The sequence below is a fragment of the Nitrospira sp. genome (genome assembly GCA_024760545.1).
Classification (GTDB): Bacteria; Nitrospirota; Nitrospiria; order Nitrospirales; family Nitrospiraceae; genus Nitrospira_D.
In genome coordinates this window covers 4,169,100-4,190,425 of sequence record CP060501.1, presented here as the reverse complement: position 1 = coordinate 4,190,425, position 21,326 = coordinate 4,169,100, and the positions used below count along the sequence as shown (strand labels likewise).

Annotated in this window: 21 protein-coding genes and 1 riboswitch; of the genes, 13 read left to right on the top strand and 8 right to left on the bottom strand. The window is 53.4% G+C overall.

Translation table 11 applies throughout. From position 1 onward, the window contains the following. Positions 1-115 precede the first annotated feature (115 nt). The 5 genes from H8K03_19770 to H8K03_19750 all read left to right on the top strand — a co-directional run bounded on the left by H8K03_19770 (position 116) and on the right by H8K03_19750 (position 4,899). Positions 116-283 (top strand): hypothetical protein, encoded by a 168-nt coding sequence (locus tag H8K03_19770; protein UVT19988.1) that lies wholly within the window; start codon positions 116-118, stop codon positions 281-283. Positions 284-1,102: 819 nt separating this feature from the next. Then, a complete protein-coding gene (locus H8K03_19765; GenBank protein ID UVT19987.1) occupies positions 1,103-1,291 on the top strand; it encodes a hypothetical protein in 189 nt (62 codons plus the stop codon). A 593-nt stretch (positions 1,292-1,884) separates the two neighbouring features. After that, complete coding sequence (locus H8K03_19760; GenBank protein UVT19986.1) at positions 1,885-2,463, top strand: hypothetical protein; 579 nt, start codon at positions 1,885-1,887, stop codon at positions 2,461-2,463. Between the two features lie 1,483 nt (positions 2,464-3,946). After that, positions 3,947-4,366, top strand: a complete 420-nt coding sequence (locus tag H8K03_19755; protein UVT19985.1) for a response regulator transcription factor — start codon at positions 3,947-3,949, stop codon at positions 4,364-4,366. A gap of 293 nt (positions 4,367-4,659) precedes the next feature. Further along, positions 4,660-4,899 carry a hypothetical protein gene (locus H8K03_19750; protein UVT19984.1) on the top strand — a complete coding sequence of 80 codons (240 nt, stop codon included), beginning with the start codon at positions 4,660-4,662 and terminating at the stop codon, positions 4,897-4,899. Between the two features lie 246 nt (positions 4,900-5,145). Here the strand turns inward: H8K03_19750 and H8K03_19745 are convergent, their stop codons facing one another. Beyond that, complete coding sequence (locus H8K03_19745) at positions 5,146-5,394, bottom strand: DUF72 domain-containing protein (GenBank protein ID UVT19983.1); 249 nt, start codon at positions 5,392-5,394, stop codon at positions 5,146-5,148. A 193-nt stretch (positions 5,395-5,587) separates the two neighbouring features. Between H8K03_19745 and H8K03_19740 the strand changes: the two genes are divergently transcribed. Then, positions 5,588-6,028 (top strand): DUF3015 family protein, encoded by a 441-nt coding sequence (locus H8K03_19740; GenBank protein ID UVT19982.1) that lies wholly within the window; start codon positions 5,588-5,590, stop codon positions 6,026-6,028. A gap of 509 nt (positions 6,029-6,537) precedes the next feature. Here H8K03_19740 and H8K03_19735 read toward each other — a convergent pair. From H8K03_19735 to H8K03_19725, 3 genes are all read right to left on the bottom strand, one after another. After that, complete coding sequence (locus tag H8K03_19735; protein ID UVT19981.1) at positions 6,538-6,831, bottom strand: 4a-hydroxytetrahydrobiopterin dehydratase; 294 nt, start codon at positions 6,829-6,831, stop codon at positions 6,538-6,540. A 1,270-nt stretch (positions 6,832-8,101) separates the two neighbouring features. After that, positions 8,102-8,395 (bottom strand): hypothetical protein, encoded by a 294-nt coding sequence (locus H8K03_19730; protein UVT19980.1) that lies wholly within the window; start codon positions 8,393-8,395, stop codon positions 8,102-8,104. 473 nt (positions 8,396-8,868) lie between these two features. Then, the gene (locus H8K03_19725; protein ID UVT19979.1) at positions 8,869-9,360 is read right to left on the bottom strand and encodes a universal stress protein; all 492 of its coding nucleotides are present in this window, start codon (positions 9,358-9,360) and stop codon (positions 8,869-8,871) included. A gap of 574 nt (positions 9,361-9,934) precedes the next feature. Between H8K03_19725 and H8K03_19720 the strand changes: the two genes are divergently transcribed. Continuing rightward, positions 9,935-10,249 carry a hypothetical protein gene (locus tag H8K03_19720; GenBank protein ID UVT19978.1) on the top strand — a complete coding sequence of 105 codons (315 nt, stop codon included), beginning with the start codon at positions 9,935-9,937 and terminating at the stop codon, positions 10,247-10,249. A 145-nt stretch (positions 10,250-10,394) separates the two neighbouring features. Here H8K03_19720 and H8K03_19715 read toward each other — a convergent pair whose 3' ends face one another. Continuing rightward, positions 10,395-10,667, bottom strand: a complete 273-nt coding sequence (locus tag H8K03_19715) for a hypothetical protein (protein ID UVT19977.1) — start codon at positions 10,665-10,667, stop codon at positions 10,395-10,397. Between the two features lie 526 nt (positions 10,668-11,193). Here H8K03_19715 and H8K03_19710 point away from each other — a divergent pair. The 4 genes from H8K03_19710 to H8K03_19695 all read left to right on the top strand — a co-directional run bounded on the left by H8K03_19710 (position 11,194) and on the right by H8K03_19695 (position 14,727). After that, positions 11,194-11,739 (top strand): hypothetical protein, encoded by a 546-nt coding sequence (locus H8K03_19710; protein ID UVT19976.1) that lies wholly within the window; start codon positions 11,194-11,196, stop codon positions 11,737-11,739. A gap of 190 nt (positions 11,740-11,929) precedes the next feature. Continuing rightward, the gene (gene msrB, locus H8K03_19705) at positions 11,930-12,349 is read left to right on the top strand and encodes a peptide-methionine (R)-S-oxide reductase MsrB (GenBank protein ID UVT19975.1); all 420 of its coding nucleotides are present in this window, start codon (positions 11,930-11,932) and stop codon (positions 12,347-12,349) included. Between the two features lie 257 nt (positions 12,350-12,606). Next, entirely contained in the window at positions 12,607-13,779 is a 1,173-nt protein-coding gene (locus tag H8K03_19700; protein ID UVT19974.1) for a hypothetical protein, read from the top strand. A gap of 45 nt (positions 13,780-13,824) precedes the next feature. Next, a complete protein-coding gene (locus H8K03_19695; GenBank protein UVT19973.1) occupies positions 13,825-14,727 on the top strand; it encodes an NAD(P)-dependent oxidoreductase in 903 nt (300 codons plus the stop codon). A gap of 97 nt (positions 14,728-14,824) precedes the next feature. On the opposite strand, the gene H8K03_19690 is transcribed toward H8K03_19695, so the two are convergent. Beyond that, on the bottom strand, positions 14,825-15,391 hold the full coding sequence (locus H8K03_19690; GenBank protein ID UVT19972.1) for a DsbA family protein: 567 nt from the start codon (positions 15,389-15,391) through the stop codon (positions 14,825-14,827). A 373-nt stretch (positions 15,392-15,764) separates the two neighbouring features. Next, positions 15,765-15,859: riboswitch (cyclic di-GMP riboswitch) on the top strand. An 88-nt stretch (positions 15,860-15,947) separates the two neighbouring features. Between H8K03_19690 and H8K03_19685 the strand changes: the two genes are divergently transcribed. Next, the gene (locus tag H8K03_19685; protein UVT22552.1) at positions 15,948-16,301 is read left to right on the top strand and encodes a flagellar biosynthesis protein FlgC; all 354 of its coding nucleotides are present in this window, start codon (positions 15,948-15,950) and stop codon (positions 16,299-16,301) included. 122 nt (positions 16,302-16,423) lie between these two features. Next, positions 16,424-18,598, top strand: a complete 2,175-nt coding sequence (locus tag H8K03_19680; GenBank protein UVT19971.1) for a radical SAM protein — start codon at positions 16,424-16,426, stop codon at positions 18,596-18,598. A gap of 156 nt (positions 18,599-18,754) precedes the next feature. Here H8K03_19680 and H8K03_19675 read toward each other — a convergent pair whose 3' ends face one another. After that, positions 18,755-20,044, bottom strand: a complete 1,290-nt coding sequence (locus H8K03_19675; GenBank protein UVT19970.1) for a hypothetical protein — start codon at positions 20,042-20,044, stop codon at positions 18,755-18,757. A gap of 507 nt (positions 20,045-20,551) precedes the next feature. Further along, a complete protein-coding gene (locus H8K03_19670; GenBank protein UVT19969.1) occupies positions 20,552-21,187 on the bottom strand; it encodes a peroxiredoxin in 636 nt (211 codons plus the stop codon). Positions 21,188-21,326 lie beyond the last annotated feature (139 nt).

Here is a 21,326-nt window from a genome sequence, read left to right as displayed (position 1 = left end):
GAGGAAGTCCGTCAGTAGATGCGCATAGTGGCATTATACAGACCCTATCACGAAGGGGCAGGATACCCTAAACAAGCATAAGGGTATCCGTTATGTCTCAGAAAGCGATGGCTCCATGGATTTTATTCGCCAGGAAGTGAATTTATTTGTGTACGCCTCGGAGCATCTGCTGGGAGATGGCGTGTTACCAGAGGAACTGACGACGGATGAGCGAGATATCATTCAATACTATCTCGTTTCTATGGCCGGGAAGTTCCCCGTCGCATGCCGGTCTTTGCTGTAGATAAGTGAATGCTATCTAGACTTTGCATTTCCGCCCTCCTTTTTGTCCAGGTGTTGCAAACCCAATATGGAACCTTAGCCTATGACGGGTGGAGGGTGCGCCGATTCGAGGGGCTGGCAGGTACTTAGGTCCACTTCCCTTGAGTACCCGTCAGTGGATCATGTCGCGTAATCGACTCGGACGCAGAGGCGGCAAAGCATATGGTTCAAATGCATCGACGATCTGTTTCGCTTCCTTCCAGGCAGCCGATTTGGCCTCTTGGCGGGACGAGAAGGTACCCTCAAGGTGCCCTTCCTGACACCTCCAGCAGGCTTGCTTGAATTCAATAATGGCATACGAACATTGCCACGTCCCGTCAGCCTGACAGATGGGGACTAACTCGATTCTGCGTTGCTTGTATGTCGGCAATGATGATTCTCCCCGCTGAGCTATTTCCCCCCTCGAACACCTACTCGCAACAACTAGGAGTTTCCTCTGTTTGGGCTAGAAATATTGCTAGAAGGTTTCGTCACCTATCGGAGCACCGGCTAGTAACACAGGCTTCACACGGAAGCAGAGAGGATCATCAGGCTGACTCACACTAGTCTGTAGGAAATACCCACGGCTATGAATAAAGTGTACTAGGGGCAATCAGCCCTTTACCCAAGCCTAGTCACCCTAGGGCCTTTTTGTGCTGACCAGGCGAGAGAGGCGGCCCTAGCTATCCCCTCGTCACAAGTATACATAAGGAGCTGAATACGACGACCGATTCTCACTGGTCAGGCGAGAGTGCTAGGTAGATGGGCTGAACGACAGATTCGTCTTTGCGGAGAATAGCAGGTGGACAACATCGTCCAGGTAAATAAGGATCTGTATTTGAACATTGCCGAGTCGGTCAAAATCGAGGCTCATGGAAACAGTTTCCGCATTTCGATCAGGAATGGCAATGGGTCTCTGACCGAATATTACTGTCATCCCGAGGCGCCGGGGTACAACAAACTGAAAGAGCTCCTAACTAAAACCAAATAAGGGAGGCATCGTCGCCGAGGTTCCCAACAGTTTATGTAATCATGTTTACTCCTTTGCGTGACTTTTATTATGCGGGATACATAATCAGATTGGATCCCCAACGCCACGAGGATGGACAATGGGGATGTCAGTACTCCATTCTTATGGAGGGCCTGAGAGTCAAGGTGAATTCGAAAGGGGGATGTATCACATCGCAGTTCCTCACCTCGCTTGCTGCCGAAATCGCTGCCTTGAAAGCCGCCAAAGTCCAGATAGATTCTGAACTTGCCCCCCAGCGCTTAAATAAACGGACAGAGGACGCTGAGAAATTGTCCCTGGCTTGACTAGGCTGAAGCCAAGCGGTCGCTTAGTCGCTACATTTTCCCCTAAAAAGCATGAATCCATTTGGATTCTACCTGTATCCAAATGATCCACCTCATCGCACCTCTTGTTACCAGACACACGACAATACGTGTGAATGCATATCCTTTCCGCGAAATCGCCGTAGGCTCATTACTTGCTGTCCATTCGGGCATGGAATTTTCTATTCGACATGGTTCCTGAGAACGAGGAGCAAACAGGAAACGATTGGGATGGTGAACCAGGATAGTGACATGGCTGCTGATGCGTTCCGAAAGTTGGAGAGGAATTTTCGAGCACAAGCACATTTTGAGGCTCCCTATGAGAGAGCCCTTGGCAAACTGACCATCCGTTTTTCCCTACTCCATATCTCCTTGGAAAGTTTTGCCTGGGACGCATGGGGGCTTGCCACTCGGACGGCCCACGTTCTGACAAGGGACTTGTCTACTAAACATCTGGTGGAGAAATTACGCTCCAGCGAGGAATGGCTCCTCTACAAAGAGAAGGACCGCGAATATTTTCGGGGGATTCTGAATAGGATAGAAAGCGTGGCCAGTCGAAGGAATGAGTTAGTGCGTTCACTCTGGTTGATCGACGCGGGTACACCTGTACGGTCTTTCAATCGAAAAAAGCAAGCAGGTGGGAATGTCGCGTCAGTGGATGAAATCAACCGGTTAAGTCGGACGATCACCGAAATTCTGGCAGACTTGCTAGCATTCCGAGAGAGAAGGCCGTTGGAGCAGGTTGGGCTGGGCCTTAACGCAGACCACAACAATGCAGCATGTGGCAGTCGTGGTGCCACGGCGATGGCAGAGCACTATGACACACCATGATCCATCGGGTTCTGAGTCATTACCAGCAAAAACTGGCGTTATCAAGAAAATACGCTAGAGTTGTTCGAACATGTCGGGACAGCAATATTTAGGGGACCACGACAATTTAGAAAGGGGGTGAGAATCGATGGGATCACTGGCTATCGAACTGAGTATCTTGAGTGCCATTGTGGGGGTGATGTATACGCTGGCCTTATTAGTAGGCCGCGAATAGATCGTTGTGCCTCACTTGATATCTGGTAAGGGTAAGGTACAACAACATGCTGGCAGGACCATCTTTGACCCGTCTACAAAGTTAAAAAGCGGTTAGTACTTGCCGCTACCCTCCTTTTGTCCTCGTGTTGCAAAGTCGATATGGGAACCCAAGCTTATGCCGGGGGCAGGGTGCGCCTGTTCGTGAGACAGATCTTTGTACGAGAACCGAGGATAAATAAATCGACAGCTAGGTGTCTTTGCCGTTCTTGGGCATGGTAGACAACCACGATATGCGGCTCAAACTTCATGTCGCGAAATGGCGTCAGACGAGATCCTGAAGATCTTCGCGTTGAGAAAGTTAGGATTGGATTGAGCAGCGGCTTACCCTCATATGTCCTAGTAATCGTCCTAGGCATTGTCCTAGTACCACTTTCTACCCAGTCCTAGATAATCGACCATCCAGAAGCAATCAAAGCAATTGACTCCCAAGAAAGCGCAATCATGACTAGTAGGACCGTTAAATACTGTTCGAGATGTTCTGACTTGTTATCGATGTTACGAGCCAGCAGTGAAAATAGTATTCGGCGTTTCCGGACTAGTGTCCGGCAGCTTCGTCCAGTCGACATGAAGGGAACATGCGATAAATGTGGACGGACGGAGGGTCTGATTTATTTTCAGTTCCCAGGCTAACCTCGCAGGAATCACATGCCACATTCCAACGAATTCTATGACTAAAACAGTCAAGTACTGTGGGAAGTGCAGTGACCGGTTGTCGTCAATCACTCCGAGGACCGAAAGGCAAATTGAATACTATAGGGCCAGCCTCTTCCAGTTTGCGGTGCTCGGTCAGGATAGGCTTCCTCTCACTCAACAGGGCATATGCGATAACTGCGGACACGAAGCACTTCTCACTTATTATCGAATACCAAGCTGACCTCATCGCCTTATGCCCGGCAGCTCGCTCAGAAAACTAGCTCTTATTTGAGGTATGCGGATCGAGGTGAAGGCGTTTCTGAGGGAACCTTTCATTCTCCCAGCGGGGCCAGGGTGGCCTCTCTCCTCGCGGCAGAAACGATCATTAATTCACGTGCAGAATCAAGTGAGGTCGTGAATCGCCAGTATCGTAAGTGACCCGTTGCCGATGTTTCCGGCCGTTACCCGTCCCGTTCTGTCCTACTGTTGCTTGCCGTATTTCCTCGCTAGGCTATCTCCTAGCATGATCTCTTGTTAGGGTGAGCTAATCTGGCGCCGCTTGGTTCTTGGATAAAACCACTTCGTCCAGCTGTGTGTGGCTATGGAACGTAACCCCGATTCCGACAACTCCAGTGCACAATCATCCCAGCCCGTTCGCGTGCTCGTGGTCGAGAATCATCGCCTGATCCGCCAGGAGTTGCGAAACATGGTGAATGCCTCTGGTGAGTTCACGGTGGTCGGAGAAGCAGAAAACGGAGAGCTGGCCTGCGTGTTGGCGCAACAGGTGCAGCCCCATGTTATCTTAATGGATGTGAGCATGCCCAGGATGAACGGCATCGTAGCGACGCGGTGGATCAAGGATACGCTCCCCAAGATCGTCATTATCGGGCTCTCGGTTTATCCAAGTGCCGCAGTGGCTCAGGACATGAAAGCCGCAGGCGCGTCGGCCTACCTGACGAAGGAAGCCTCGCCAGAGGAGTTATACCAGGCCATCCGCGCGGCCCTGACCGTGTAATAGTCGATTGCTTACCCAACGCCTCGACATGACCTGACCGTGAGCCTTGCTTATAAACCCGTAACCAGCATTCTCCGGTTGACCTACCCGCCAGTAAAGCCTAGGCTTAACAGTCTATCCTATAACTACATCTGACGGCGGCCTCATGGAAGGCCTGACCGCCGACTTTGGTGAGAAAAGGCAGTCGCGCGATGATATCTCTCCGAAAAGAAGTTAAGGACTATTCCCGCACTTGTGAACACCTCATTTCTGCAGCGGCTTCGCCAGATTCCATTCCTCTCACTCAGGACGAGATGGATTGGATATCATATTACACAGCTGAGATGACCAACGTTATCGACCAACTCGTGCATAAATCCAAAACACAGAGGCTACACCATCGGCAAACAATACGAGACTTCGCCATTGCCTCTGAGGCCTTGTTCCTCATGGATGGCCTTTCGGAAGGCGAAAAAGACAGCATCCGCCAATCGGTATCAGATGTAACAACACAGGTTCTGGATGAACAGAAAGATCCCGCATTGGATCGGTAATTCACGCAGTTAACGCGATGGTCACGGTGGGGTTAAATCCTGACGGAATCGCCTCCCCGTAACAAACCTGTTCGAACCGTGAAGCTTCCCGCCGTCGTGAGCGACTAATCTACAATCTCAATAGGTTGCGTGATCAAGCCGATGGTAGATCTGCCATCCACCTGACATGTTCACCCCGCTACGTGAATTTTATCATGCGGGATACATGATCAAATTGACTCCCGATCTACATGTCCGAACCCCTCATCAGTCCACGACTGCTTGCAGCGCATTCATTAACGCCTGAACCGTCAACGGAGCATTCCCCTCGCACCGGTTGTTGACGATGACGTAGGCTCGCCGATTCTCTGCCACCGCTGTCTTCACTAGCTCCATCGTATCCCGCCGCATGTCCGGCAGCTCTCTCACCATCTTGTTGTACGGCTCGGCTCGTTTCTTTGCGGCTTCATAGGACATCTTTAACGAAGTCAGGAGACAGAGCACCGTGAAAGGCACCGTGAATGCTTCCATGCGCTTGTGTTGGTCGGCTAAGGACGGCTGCCCGCGGCTGGGGGGCTATAGCGAGACTGTTTCGCCTTCAAGTCGAAGCCAGGGGATTGTCTAGTCCATGCCGAAGCATGCACCATGCTAAGAACAATTAGACACATCATTCATTCTTCCAATGCACTCGATTACCCAGGAGGAAAACATGAAAATCAACGCTGCTCTCTTTCTTCCAATCCTCTTATTGGGCGGAGTCTCCTGCGGGCCGACCACTGAAACCGTTGGAGCTCCCTTCAAGCTGACCGGCGACTTTACGTCGAGCACCTCCGGCAACAGCCCTCTCCCCGATCCTTCTGCCAAGGCTCGCCAGCGATTAGAACAGTTCGTGGCCCATGCCTATGATGGCGTGAGTTGCGATATTGCGCAGGGGCATGGCGAATATTTGACATCCTTGGCGGTCCTAGCGGGGATTCCGACCGACGCGCAGACCGCATTTCGAACGGAGATACAGAGCCGCTATACCGTGCTCTATGATCCCCTCTTGTCGCGTAAAGAAGCCGGGACACTGGTTGTAAACCACGCCTGGTCGGCCGGCTACGGAAAGACTGAAACACAGCATAACCCGTCTGCGGCGAGCGGTTTATAAGTACACTTGGGCACTCGATTGCAAAAGGCGCAGTGAGTACTCATCACGGTACTTAAGCCGCGTTCCTCTTGCTGGTGCATAGATTCCGTTTAAGGGTGGTGAGTAAATCTGGAAGCCCGATGATAGCAACCGCCAAATACTGCCAACCATGCATCGACACGTTATTTCCGGACACAGTGAAGACGGAGAAAGAGAGACAGTTCCTCGATGCCCATCTCTTCGCCCCTCGACCGGCCTCTGACTATGGTCCCACCAGCGAGGAAGGAACCTGCGAGAAATGCGGACAGCGCGCTCTCGTGACGTATTATCGACTTCCTGGATGAGGACCGGATAAGGTGAAGAATCGTCCTGAACCTTCGATATGAAAGGACTTCATCCATCCTTCCTGTCAGGAAAACCACCCTCATGCCTTTCATGCCGGATGATTTGTCAGAACATCTCGGCTCGAAGAGAAATGGAGAGATTACGCGAGCAATTCAGATCCCAGATCGATCCTGGAAGGGACATACTTAACTTTTGGCGATATGGTCGATTTTTTGGGCTAAGTCAAAGTCACGCTCGCTGATACCGCCCACATCGTGAGTCGATAAGTGCACCTTCACGGTGTCATAGACGTTGAACCACTCCGGATGATGAGCCATCGCCTCGGCTGCTTGGGCCACCTTGGTCATGAAGGCGAACGCCGTGACAAAATCTTTGAATTTATACTCCTTGGAGAGCTTTCCGCGATCTAAGGACCAAGCGTTCAGGTTGGTTAAGCGTGCTCTGATCTCAGGATCTGATAATTTCCGTACCGCTGTCATAGCAACCTCCCATGGTATTCCAAGCGCCTATGCGACCTCCCGATACTGAGCATACCAGTATCATTGTAGGCAATGCTGGCGAGAGGGGCCCCTAGCCGAAACCCCGGATGCCGACGCTCCCTTGCATGAGTAGTTCTTCACGCACTCTTCACTCGTCCTTCATTTCACTGCGGTACGCTGATGTATCGAACAAGGACAGGGGAGATACGGGATACTATGGACGCCAACTGGCTGATATTCGGAGCGGCGCTTCTCGGGGTCGTGGTGACGGCTGTCGTGGTCTATAGAAAGGACCACCAGTCGTAGAAGTGCCTCCCTCGCAGGGCACTTCAGAGGAACCTATGGGCCGTCCTAGCTGTACTTGTGGGGCGGTTCCATAGGTTCCTCTTTTTGTGGTTCAGATATATGAAGAAGTGTTCACGATATCGTCATCGAGAATTCATGTTCGCCGTGTAGCCTTAAGAAAGAAGAGAAGGGAGGTGAGGACACCATGTTAATGCTCATTGAAGTATTCATATTGGCCGCCATATTCGGAGTGGCCTACGAGGTATTGCACCTTGCGGGTCGTTAAACCGCGCGGAGCAAGGGACACTGTTACCGGCCAATAGTGAGAACACGGCGGAACGGGCCTGAGGTCTCTTCCTTGTACTTGGGGTTGGTAGTCTGTTCAAACCACTTGCCGGGAGGTTTCTCCCTATCCCGATGGGTGAGCACTGCCTGTTCTGCATCGGCAAGAGATCGAGTTTCCCCACTATCCTGTCGGAATCTAATTCTTTCTTGGTCATCTGCTGTACTCCATGAGTGCCTCGCCCGGAAAGGGGTGATACCGCACACTCCAAAGCTATCATCCATGCGGTCTAGTCGAATAGCTTTCTCGGTAACACTTCTTGGTCTTAACGGTGATGTAACGCGATTGCCTCGGCTGGAGGTGGAACGTGACAGGCAAGGTGCTTCCGGGGGGGGAAGGGGTCGGTGGGGCTTCGATAGAAGCGGCCTCCGAAAGTGGAATTCTGCTTCGTTGCCACAGCCGCGGTGGCCAATAAACCTTGCACCCATTGGGGTTGCTGCACAGGGGAAATCAGTCTCAAGCCCATGACGGGGAGCAAGATATACCGATCCCGCGGGTCAATGACCAGAGCCATACTTTGGGAGGATTATAGACTGATCCTCACCCCGTCCCACTGCGGGATTGGCGGAAGCCCGCACGATAAGGCGGGTATCGAGTGGCGGGCGATTGTCCGTAATCTAACTAACGGAAACTCACCAGCTATCATCGAGCCCACGCAAACAGTTTTCCCATCCGGCTGGCATATGTTGCAAGAACCGAGTCGGATTCGGACAGTGGATCTTGGATAGGGCATTCAAGCATGTCCACGATACGTTTCGCCTCTTCCAGGGCTATCGATACGGCAGCATCACGAGAGGCAAAGATTCCCTCAGGATATCCTTGGCGATATCCCCAACAGGTTTCTCTGAATTCAATAATGCGATACTGGCAATGCCACGTTCCGTCGGCTTGCCGTCTGGGAGTTAGCTCAATCTTGCGGTGCTTATAATCCAGCATGGTCGTTTTCTCCAGCCATCACCATTTGCTGAGAAGTCCGTGAAAGAAGAAATGCAGAAGCGATGCCAGCTGCATGAAAGGGTTCCGCACAGCTTGTTCGCGAGATCGGCGGTGCCTTCGTTGGACAGTCACCATAAGTTGCATAGCTACTGTTGATAAAGCAGCGAATGCGGTTTTCACAGTTCACGACTCCGCATCGCGGTGGTTGCGTTACTCACTGACCGTCAAGAGTCTCCCGTACTGAAGTTACGGTGGTGTTAACGCGATGTTTATTTTGTGGCGTGAACCACGAACTGGTAAGCCAAGGTTGGTGCTGGTGGCATCAGAAATATGATTAGACTCCCCCAGACAAAGGCCGCAGAGAAAACAGCTCGATAAGGTTGGTTCGACATGTCATACCCCTGCGAGAATCATCGTACCGGTTTGCGAGGAGTTACCTAACCGGGAAAACCCATAGGAAAGAATGATTTGGCTTAAGGCCTTGTGATAATCCAGATCGCTACGTCTTGCGCATCACGCAGTAGATGGTCAGTGATACCGCCGCCGAAGATTCGCGTGATTCCAGTCGTGCCCGTGCGGCCCACGACGATCGTGTCGTGATGTCCCTTTCTCGTTTCTTCGAGAATAGTAGTCGCAATGTCGTCCTCATGTCCAAACTTCAGGGCGACTCGGCTCTTGTCAAAGCCGGCACGGATCAATGTCTCGCAGGCTCGCTCGAGAATAGGGCATTCTGCCTCTTTTTCCTGCCTCAACCACGCCTCCCGTTCTTCCCTCAAACGATCGCTCAGCACTTCTTCCATGTGGGGATTTTCAGATCCGCCATGCTCCAATAAGCCGCGTGGTATGGGTTTAAGCACATGAAAGAGCGTAACGATGACATCTGGCGTCTGCCGGAGAAGCGACCCCACATATCGCACGGCATGCAACGCGTTTTCGGATTCATCCACTGCCACAAGGATCCGCATATGTGACTCCGTGGTAAAGGGACGTGAGGTCTACAATTGTTAACGCCAAAAAGAAAGCTCCGTCCTGTTTCAGGAACGGAGCCCTCCACGAACAGCGCAATTTTTACATCATGTCCTCGATAGCGTTTCCGTTACCGGTTCGTAATGTTTCCACTGCTCTGTTCTTCTGTCATGCTATCATCTTCTTGTCTCGGCCGGTACTGGGAGACTCCCTAACATTCCGACCAAGGCATGAATGCAGGACGCATTCCCCCCTTCAATGCGATTAGTCGCCAAGACCTAGGCCGAGTACCGATCTGGAGGTATTTAGATTAACACCCGGTCTCAGTTTAAGAAATTCCTCGACCGGCTGCTCCACGCATGCTCCAATGCAAAAACAAAGGAACAATCGGAGGAGCGGCAATCGCTTCAGGACGGGACTAAATGAGAGCGATCGTGAACCAAGCCGATTACTGGCAGCGTTGAAGTTTGAGGAGGGTGCCCAGGAGCAGCTGCCGAAGAGGATGTAAGACCGACTATCCACGTGCCAGTCATACAGTAATAACAGGTGCGTCTATATGTCATGGAGGAATCTGTGGACAGTGAAAGTGGTAAAGATGGAATGGGTCCGACAAAACTTCAGTCCATACGGGAATGTCTCGAAAAGCAATTCGTAGATGTGAAGTTCCGTCAGGATATACGACCGACATTCACTTTTACCAACGGCGCCGGCAAGCAGTCCTGGCACCTCGTATTCAACGAGGCGTTTTTAGCTGACCCCATGTCCATCCAGGAGTTACGGCAATTCGTCGAGGACAAGGTCATCAAGAAGGTCCATCAGAATCCCGGCAAGCGAATTCAGATTTCAAAGTATCGGGACATCACCGTCGAAGAGAAAAATTTTTCGTAGCGTTCCTGCGGCGGAACAGAGGCTCGCCCAAGATCGACGAGCGGTCAGAATTCTTCGACTTGTGGTGCACGCATACAGCTTGAACTGTTGCCATCTGGTCGATTGTTGGCAGTCACGCCAAAAAGAAAGCTCCGTCCTGTTTCAACTATTTTTTCGTATCTGGGATCTCCTTCAATGCTGCGCCTTGAAGAGTATTGATCTTCACGAGCCTTTCGATTTCGTTCCTTAACCGGTCATTTTCCTCTCTGAGAAATGCGATCTTGTCTGTCTGGAGTACTAGCTTTGTGTGAAAGTGCCAATAAAGCCCTCCTCCGATCAAAGAACAGACCGTTAATAACGCTATGCCAAACGACACCGGTGCGTGCTTCACCACTTGCCACTCCACGCGTAACTTGGAGTCAGACTCGTTGGTCCCCATGTCTCACCCCCTTGGAAGTGGTGGTAGAATACGGGCATGTTTGATCGAGGGCAAGCTCGTCACACCTATCTCGACGCCTCTTAAGCGTCCCCTCGCCGCTGCCCCTCGTTTGAGCCGGGCCACGCACAGCCCCTATATGTCCGTAATTGCGGCACTTCCTCTCGCCATGTGATTTCTCCTCGGTCAGGTATACTTGATTCTTTGGGAAGAGCTTGATCATGAACAAACCTCATACCAGATTTCTCTGCCGAACGTGCTGTATGAAGGCAGAACCAACCATTCCTCTCCTCGTCACTGAGTGGTTTGGCAACTGCCAGAAATGTGGAACGTGGGAGCAGCTCTGTTTTCATCGTTCCCGGCCAGTCCTCTATCCGACGACGTCAGGCTCATGTCCTAGATTTCAAGGGGACACACCCTAACGGCTACCCCGAGCGAACCTCTTTTACTTCTGCTGTTGACACCTCTTTCTCCACCACGTAGGTTTTTCCTCAGACCCTGTCGCGTATACACCCGGGACACGAACATTGTGGATTGGTCAGTGCTGATCAGCTTATTCGTGCTTCTCATCCTCGGTGGAGCCGGCATGTTCTTTCTCCGCGGATTCATCGCGAAAACCAGGAAAGAGTTTCAAGGACATCAACCCGCCCTTCGTGTGACCAACCTCTCGACGATGAATGCCGGAGATGTAATTACGTTGACACCGGAATTGGAAAACGCCGGGCGCGGAGCGGCCTTCGATTGCGTGCTCCAGCTGAGCGGATGGGACGGCGACTTTTCGGTGAAAACCATTCATCCTGAAGGGCCACGGCACCGGAAACACGCCATCCCGATCGTTCTTGGTCCGGAAGCGCCAATCCGGGCGAAGCCCCTCAGCAGGTGCTATTTGCGATTATCTTGTCGTGATCGGTGGGACCTGCGGTACGAATGTTGGTACCCCGTCATTCAAGTGCAAAACCCAAACACTCACCTTTACAACATTCTCATCGATCTGACTCGGCCGGAACTGACTGAACCGAACCTCTCATTTCCGGAGATGTGGAAGTTACTTCGGAGAACGTCTCTGAACACCTGATGGAATGCGGAGGCCGGACTGAGAGAGCGCGTCACACGACACTCTCCATCGCAGTTGCATTCCGATCTCCTGGACTTTACCATTTCGGTAACAGGATCAAGAGGTGACCCAGTTATATGGCGATGTAAGGTTCGTGTCGGATGGACGACTGATCAGCAGTCGTCCTATCCAACGCCAAAAGGAGATTCTTATGCCTCCTAAAGTACAGATCGCTCCAATCGTCAAAGTGACAAAGGCCGATGAAGAATGGAAGAAGCAGTTGTCGTCGACTGCCTACAGAGTATTACGGCATGAAGATACAGAACGCCCGTTTGTCAACCCGCTGCATGAGAACCACGAGTCCGGAATCTATTATTGTGCCGGCTGCGACTTACCGCTGTTCTCCTCCGAGCACAAGTTTGACAGCCGTACAGGCTGGCCCAGCTTCTGGCAGCCGATCGATCCCCGCGTGATCGAAAGCCGCACCGATTTCAAAATTTTTGTCCCTCGTACGGAGGTGCATTGCGCCCGATGCGAGGGTCACCAGGGTCACGTGTTTAAGGACGGGCCGAAGCCGACCGGCCTTCGCTATTGCATCAATGGGGTCGCACTGAAATTCGTGGCCGGCTGATTGTGCCGGACTATCACTATTTTCTTTCGACCAACGGCCTTCCTGCACACCAGCGTAAGCGACCGGCCTCCCGTCAATCGCCGCTGGCACTCCCCGGCTGATTCGCGGTACAATTCGAGACCACGGATCATCGAGTTAACATTGTCATGTTCCGCCGAGCACTACCGCCTACATCTCTTCTTCTCCTCCTTCCATTCCTTCTTTCGTGTGGTGAGACGGGCAGTCTGTTCGCGTCGAAGACAGACCCCTGTTCCTTGATGACGGTCGCAGATGCGGAACGAGCCCTCGGAGAACCGGTTCGGGAGGGAATTTCCACCGAACCGATGACCTGTCTCTTCCAAGCTCAACGCCACGAAGGCAATGCCGTCACCATTCAGCTTGATGAAGCCTCCGGCAAGGACCGGCGGACTTGGTTCAACAAAGAGCGCTTACGTCGCGACAGCCTCCTGATACCCGGCTTGGGTGACGGGGCGGTGAGAATCGACTCCTCTCCTACCTTGTCCCGCCTGACTTTTATGCATAAGGATGCGCTGGTGACAGTGATCGTCGCCTCGACCAAACAGAATCATCTCGGTGAATCTGCCACTGTGTTGAGCCGGACCGTCGCAACTCGCTATGGAGCGACGTTGACTGCGACGCTCCCACCCACTCCCACCGCCCCCCCGACCGATCACGGAATAAAGGCCGAACCCGTCCCTCTCACAGCTCCTGTCGCGCTCACGCAAACACATCCTGCTCCCTCCGGGACCCAGGTCGGGCCCCAGAAAGCAGCGGCTCTGAATTCCGGGAGCCTGATAGGAACGTGGCACGCTCGTGTGACACAGGGTACGACTCAACATGACCTGCTGCTCATCATCCAGCCGAACCTGGAGTGGTCGCTCTCTTCGATGATGCAATTTGAGGGTGTCTTGAATGCCGAAGCAGGGCTGTGGTCTCTCGAACGAGCGAACACCTTCAAGGGTCTTGGATGGAAAGGGACATACCGCAAGAATTCCCCGAACTCCTTTGCCAGCACCGGCAGCGTCCAGGCGACCTGGACGAGGCTTTCGATCGATCAAGACCCGCCGCACATTCCGGCTGAACTGTGGAAACTGCGGCGAGAAGCGACCAGCGTGCCGGTATTCCAACTCAAAACGGTCGATCCGGACTTGGTCGGCGCGTGGGAAGGAACCGGCACCTATGCGGGCGGATCCGCCACGTTCGTGTGGGCGATCAAACCCTCTGCGGCCACGAGCCTGCTGATCGTGGATACGCTCCGTGGAACCGTACAGACCAAAGACGGCATCCCACAACTCCACCCCGTCCAAAAACAGCAACAACGGGTCAGCATCGTTGCCCTCCATGACCGTGGCTTTACGACGACTGATGGGAAAACCAATCTTCGATGGAGCAAACTTCGTCCTGAATCGGTAGAAGATCGTCAGCTCTAGCAATCGCGCTCGCCGATCACGCTCCCCCGGAAAGGAACCTTTCTCATGGCGAACAGAGCAGCCGGCATCGGGTTCGTCGGAATAGGCCGCATGGGCGCCAACATGGCGCGCCGACTTCACGAACGTGATTTCCGTCTGACCTCGGTCTACGACCTACAACCAGCGGTTGCATTGTCACTAGCCGCTGAGCTCAAGATCCATGCTGCGCAGACTCCGGCTGAGGTAGCCGGCAGTTCCACCGTCATTATCACAGTCATCTCCGACGATGCGGCAATGCGTTCAATCTTCTCTGAGCACAACGAAGCCAGCCTTCTTGGGAAAGCCCGAGACCGGCTCTTCATCAACTGCGCGACCCTTTCCCCAGGCGTTCACCGAGATATTGAACGGCTGGTCACGGCACAGGGTGGGACATGCCTGGAAGCGTGCATGGCGGGGAGCATCACCCAAGCTCGACAAGGCACACTGTACCTGATGTGCGGCGGCAACCCCGAGGTCTTTGCCAATGCGAAGGTCATCCTGGAAGCGCTCGGAACCACTGTGCGATATATCGGCCAGGCCGGCGAGGCGGCAAAAGTGAAAGCACTCGTAAACATGGTGATGAACAGTAATACGGCCGCGCTGGCGGAAGGGTTGGGACTGGGAGCGGCGCTTGGAATCGACCTCACGCTACTGCGCGAAGTCTTCGGCCAAACGGGCGCGGCCTCCCGTGTGCTGGAAACCGACGGAGAAGATATGCAGCAACGCGCGCACGAATGTTATTTCTCCGCCGCCCATGCCGCAAAAGATTCGACCATCGCGCTCGACCTGGCTCACCGTGCCGGACTCTCTCTGCCGGTCGCCCATGCAACACTGAGCCAATACCGTCGCTTGATTGAATTGGGGAAAGGTGAGTTAGATAAATCTGCAGTGGCCGAATTGACGTTTCTCGACCGTGAAGGGCTGCGCTAGCCGCAGCACTGGTTTAGGCATTACCAAGCAAGCGCAATGACACAACGCGCTTAAGTAGCTGGCGTGTGGGGAGCGGTTTTGTTGATTGCGGCTTGGCCTATCCCGAAAAGAAGGACCGTACCTGATCTGCCGATACATAGCCGACCAGGAAATCTCCATCCGGAGCAACGATCAATGGAACACCGGTCTGGCCTGTTGCGTGCCATGCCGTCTCCCATTTCTGGGCGGTACTGCGACTGTGCCCGTCAACGTCTTCAGTGAAATGCTCTCCCGCCAACTGCTCCAGGATCTTTGGATCGGAAATGTCTTGTCCTTCACACCAGAAAGCGCGGTATGCCCGTTGAACAAAATCCATTCCGCGCGCAACATCCTGTCCTAACAACGAGATCGCTTGTTCGATCGCGGCCTGAGTATTCGGTTTACCGCTCGGCAATGCGATAGGAAGACCGGGAGCCAGTCGTTGTACTACCGCCACTTCATGCCGCAGTTCAGCCTCCCACGACCCTTGCCAAGGTTTCATCGATTTCGGCAGATGCGGTGCATGTTGCACTCCGCGCCATTCACAGCGACGCAGCAAATCCATTTGATGCAGCCGCTCATGCTGGGCATAGCAAAAAGGACAGTTGAAATCACTATAGAGGACAAATTTGTCGGAAGAAAGCATGGCGCCACTTTACAGAAGTGGCTCGCCGGAGTCTACTCTGACATTCACAAGGGGCGCCCGATGCGATGATCACTCGGTGTTTCGCAACAGTGCTTGGAGATTTGTCCCGAGGACCGTCAGTGTTACAGGTTTGGTCGCGGCCTGGCATACCCCTATACTCATTATCTGAGCCAGAAGCCTAGGGGTGTCACATTATAAGTGTTCGGGAGGAACTCGCCATCCTCGATTGAGGTGAGCAGTCTGCCTGCGTCCTATGTGTTCGATCCTGCTGGTTGGTGGCGGTCGTTCGCAGTTCCCACACACCGGCTTCTGCTACACTTCAACTAGTCGTTCGCTCAAGTATCAGGCAGAACAGCCGATACAGTGTTCGACAGGGTGAAAAAGGCAAACCACCCGAGAGGGTGGGACGCAAAGCCGAGGGACCTTAACAGGGACGGAACATGTTCCAGGGTCAGCCTAGCTGCCACACAATCGACGACCTGACCAGTCTGGACCTCCCTCCCATTCACCCGGTACCTTCCTCTGAATTACAGTCCCAACCGATCGGAGGTGCCGAATGATTTCCGCGATCCATACCGCACTCTCAGGCCTGACGGCCTTTGGTAAACAGATCGAAGTCGTGGCACACAATGTTGCGAACGTCAACACTGACGGCTTCAAGAGATCGAAGACGGAGTTTGTCGAGGTACCTACCGGCGGCGTCCTTCCGGTAGTTGAGAAAGATCATTCCGCAGGCCCAACCGTCCTTCGAGACACAGGCAGCAGCCCGGCCATGGTCGAGCTTTCGAATGTCGATCTTGGCGAAGAAACGGTGCAACAAATCTTGGCGCAACGCAGTTTCGAAGCCAACCTGCATACTCTCAAGACGGGAGATGCCTTGCTCGGCAGTATCCTAGACCTAAGAAAGTAGGAGCAACTGACCAGCACACCATGTGCGCACATCGATCTCGACACTGAAACGAGCACATCGCTGACAACCGGCTCTCCGCGCCGGACATAGCATTCGAGTCTCTCTGTATGCTATGTCGAGTCATGACTTCCCCTCGTGTTTTGTTGCTGATTCCGCCGTTGACTCAGCTCAATACCCCCTACCCATCCACCGCCTATCTGACAGGGTTTCTTGAGTCTCGCAGAATCCAGGTCGACCAAGCTGACTTGGGCATTGAAATGGTACTACGCCTGTTCAGCCCTGACGGCCTACGATGTATCTTCAGGCAACTGCGCGACTACGACGGCTCTCTTCCCAAGGAAGCGCTCGCCATGATGAAAGCGGAGCACAGCTACATCGCAATGGTCGGACCCGTCATCGCCTTCCTGCAGGGAGACACGCCAGATGCCGCCTCGCACTTGATTCAGCCTGGCGTGCTACCTCAGGGGCCAAGATTTCGGGGTCGTAAGACATTCCCTCGATCCGTATCCGTGGTTGATAGGGCTAAACAATGGGCCACATTCTTTCTTGAAGACCTGGCTGATTTGGTCCAAGCCACCATCACCCCACATTTTGCCTTAAGCCGATATGCCGAACACATCGGACGCTCCGCCTCCTCCTTTGATCAAATCGCCGCGGCCTTAGCTGAGCCGCCAACTGTGATTGATGAATGGATGTTGATGTCGTTCTGGAAACATTTCGAGCGGGTCCGTCCATCGCTGATCGGTCTTTCCGTACCATTCCCCGGCAATCTGTATGGCGCATTCCTTATCGCAAAAACGATCAAGCAACACTATCCCGATCTGCCGGTAGCCATCGGCGGCGGGTACGTGAACACAGAATTGCGCCGTGTGGCTGACCTTCGAGTGTTTGATTACGTCGATTTCATCACGCTCGACAACGGTGAACGGCCGATCCTCTCGTTGATCGAACACCTCTCCGGCCGACGCCCACGCCGATCTCTGTGCCGCACGATGTATCGCGAAGCGGACCGTGTGGTCTATGCCGACGACCCTTCATCAACCGACTTCACGATGAACGACATCGGCTGTCCGACCTATCGCGGCCTGGCACTGGATCGCTACCTGACCGTTCTCGACAGTACCAACCCGATGCATCGTCTCTGGTCGGAGGGCCACTGGAATAAATTGACCGTGGCACACGGGTGCTACTGGAAACAATGCACCTTCTGCGACGTAGGGCTCAACTACATCAGCCGCTACGAGATGACGCCGACTGATCGCCTCATTCAGCAGATTGAACAGCTCATCGCAGAGACGGGTCGGAGGGGATTTCACTTCGTTGATGAGGCGGCACCGCCCGCTGCCTTGAAGTCGCTGGCGCTCGCACTCCTGGAGCGGCGTATCGACATCACCTGGTGGGGCAATATCCGCTTCGAGACCGCCTTTTCACCGGACCTTTGCCGTCTCCTCTCTGCCTCCGGCTGTATCGCCGTGACAGCGGGGCTTGAAGCTGCTTCAGACCGTTTATTGGACAAAATGAAAAAAGGTATCACCGTTGATCAGACCGCGTTGGTTGCCGCAGGATTCAAAGAGGCCGGGATCCTGATCCATGCGTACCTCATGTATGGGTGCCCATCGGAAACGATTCAGGAGACGGTCGATTCGCTCGAACGTGTTCGTCAACTTGTGGCCGCCGATCTCCTGCAATCCGCCTTTTGGCACCGCTTTACCGTCACGGCCCATAGCCCGGTCGGTCTGAATCCTTCCGGGCATGGCCTCCGTATTCTAGGACCTGAGTTTCAGGGCTTTGCCGAGAATGATCTTCTGCATGACGATCGTCGTGGAGAAGCCCCGGTTTGGCTCGGCGAAGGCCTACGGCGATCACTCTTGAACTATCTCGAGCGGCGGGGACTCGATCTCGATGTCCGCCAATGGTTCGATTGCGACGTTCCCCGCCCCCATGTGCCGTCCACGTGGCTGAACCGTCTGCTCAAGACCCGGAGAGCCGAAGACAGTTCATCTGCAGAACGCCGATTCGTGTGGCTGGGTGAACCGGTGATCTGTGCATCGACCGGTAAAAAATCACGGGTCATTCTCCCCGGATCTCAAACAGATCAGGTACTCATCTTACCGGAAGCGCAAGCCCAATGGCTGGAGCAACTGACCAGAGAGGCCACGCCACAACGTCCATCTCCGGCCTATCCGCACATACGGGAGGCCTCCAGTCTGTTTCCAGGGATGTCATCGGAGTTCAACACCTTTCTGACCACCCCTTCGTGGAGAAAGGTCCGCGCTGCCGGCCTAGTGCTTGTCTAGTTTCCTCACTTCACCTTTTAGTCGGCTGAGACCGCCACGTGCTCCTTCCAGCAGGAAACAACACTTTAGCGGAAGGATAAAAAAGAAAAGCCGGAACCCACGATGTGGGTTCCGGCTCTCATTTGAGGAACAGACTTTCTAGTTCACGCGACGTGCTTAGTACTGCAACTGCAAGGCCACATGGAACGAATCGACTTTTTGCACGGCTTGACCAGGAGCCATGAATGAGAACCCTCCTGCGCTCCCGTTGAAATCCCCATACCGGTAGTAGGCAGAAATGCGGGCATTGTGGCCGGCAATGATATAGTTGACCCCGGTTTCCCATTCCTGCCGCGTGTTAGAGTAGCGTGGGTCAATACTGGTAAACCGAACATAGGGTTGGAACCGTCCGATACCAACCTGATGCGGGATCAAGTACAAGCCATACACCGACCAGGAGTGGCCGTTGAATATACAAAAGCAGTTTCCAAAGGCGCCATTGCCTGGTTCGAAAGCCTGAGTGCCGTAATTTGCGAAGAAGCGCTTAAACTCACCGTTGAATGTGAACACACCGAGGTTGTTCGGCAACAGTTTTTCAAACAACAGATCGACGGAGAGACCGGTAAAATCGGAAACAGCATTGGCCACAGGATTACCAGCGCCATCCTTCTGGTGCACCACGTTTCCTGAAATCGCGAGGATGTCTCCAGCCGTCCCATAGTAGGTACCGCTCGTGTAGTAGCCGGGGTTGTCTTCATCGTTCAACAGGTTCCACTGCAGACGACCGGCGTACAACAAGCTGCCAGTTGGATTTGGACCACCACGGTTCCCTGTGAATACGGATGCGACGTACAACAGGTGGGTGCCAAATGGATGGACCTTTCCGAAGAAGACCGCGCCGTTGTCACGACCATAGAGACCGGCCTGTCCACCAGTACCTCCATTAGGACCGCTTGGGAAGTTGCCGCTGAAATCAGACGGGAAAAATGGTGTCCGGAAGCCATCATAGGTCGCATGGTAGTAAGGACCGTTCAACTCACCGCGCTCGCTCGGTACCAAGGTACGTCCGACCCAGAGGTTGATCAACTCGTTGAACTCGAATTTTCCGATCGCGTCGAGCAGCCCAATGTTGGAGTTACCGCCAAACTGACTGGCGCCACCACCGACGTTACAGTTGAAACATTCCGTGTTGAACGTAAACTTGACGTACTTGTGGATCTGCCCGTTGATGTAGATACGAGCATTGTCCACTTTGAAGTCGTTGCTGTAAGCGCCCCCTGCAGCGCCCTCTATGCCGTTGAAGCTGGTGCGGATACCCATACCAACGGAAATCCACTTATCATCATCGGCTTTGATTGTGCCACCAGCATAGGCACTGGGCAGCGTGGATCCCATTCCAGCTACCAGGGCCATAACGGCGCCAGCAACTGCAAACCTTGACCACCGCCTTTTAAAATGTCCCTTCATACTGATGCCCTCCCTTGTGAGTAATATGTACCAGTTGCCCACGACAGATGAACTCAGAAAGTCGGCGGTAAGTATGCCTAAGTCGTCAAAACATAGCAAGATTTTTTTCTCACAGAACCCTCCTAACCAGGCTTGAACCCAGGCTTTTCCCTAATACAGACCCAGCTTTCCCCTAGATCTTGATCGGGCTTCCCCTAGTTCGGATGACGAAGGATGCTGTCGGCCGCTGTTTATCAAACAACTCTCCCGTTAGGCACGGGGATCATCGGGGATGGGGAAGTGATACCGGCGAGACTATCACGGATTCTCTGGGGGCAGAATCCTTTTCGTTTATTGATCAATTCATGATATTTACGTGGGTATTATAATTTAATAATTTGCCGATGGAACGCATGGCATAAAGTCGCAACGGAGATGCTCGCAGGGAAGACCTTAATACCGGGGAAAAAGAAACGAGCGGGGAAGGGCACTTCCCCGCTCGTCTACATTCAAAATGATCGGCAAAACTTACCGGTTAGGCTGCGGCGTATACCGTAAATAGGGCTTCACGGTCTTGAATCCCTTAGGGAAGAGATCTTTCGCTTCGGCGTCACTCACCGCTGGAGTGATGATGCAATCTTCGCCCTCCTTCCAGTTCGCCGGGGTCGCGACTTTGAACTTCGATGTCAGTTGCAGGGAGTCAATCACCCTCAACAGCTCATCGAAGTTCCGGCCGCAGGACGCCGGATAGGTCAATGTCAGCTTCACCTTCTTATCTGGACCGATCATAAAGACCGATCGCACGGTCATATTGTCGAGGGCGTTGGGATGGATCATGTCGTACAGCGTCGCCACCTTCTTATCCGGATCGGCGATGATGGGATAATTCACCGTCGTCTTTTGGGTTTCGTTGATGTCGTTGATCCAACCCTTATGAGAATCCATCGGATCAACGCTGACCGCGATAACCTTCACTCCCCGCTTCTTGAACTCCGGGGTGATCTTGGCCATCGTCCCCAACTCTGTCGTGCAGACGGGTGTATAGTCCTTGGGGTGTGAAAACAAGATTCCCCAGCCGTTCCCAAGCCATTCATGAAAATTAATGGTTCCCTCTGTCGTCTCCGCCGTAAAGTTCGGCGCCTCGTCTCCCAATCGTACTGCCATGACAAACCTCCTTGTGTCGTAATGTAGTCTACGTAAAATACGCTGAATCAGTACCATACTGTTTTGCAACAGGCGAGTGCAAGAGGGAGAGCGCCACGCGTCGAACACCGGACGCTCTGATTCACACTGGACGAACAGC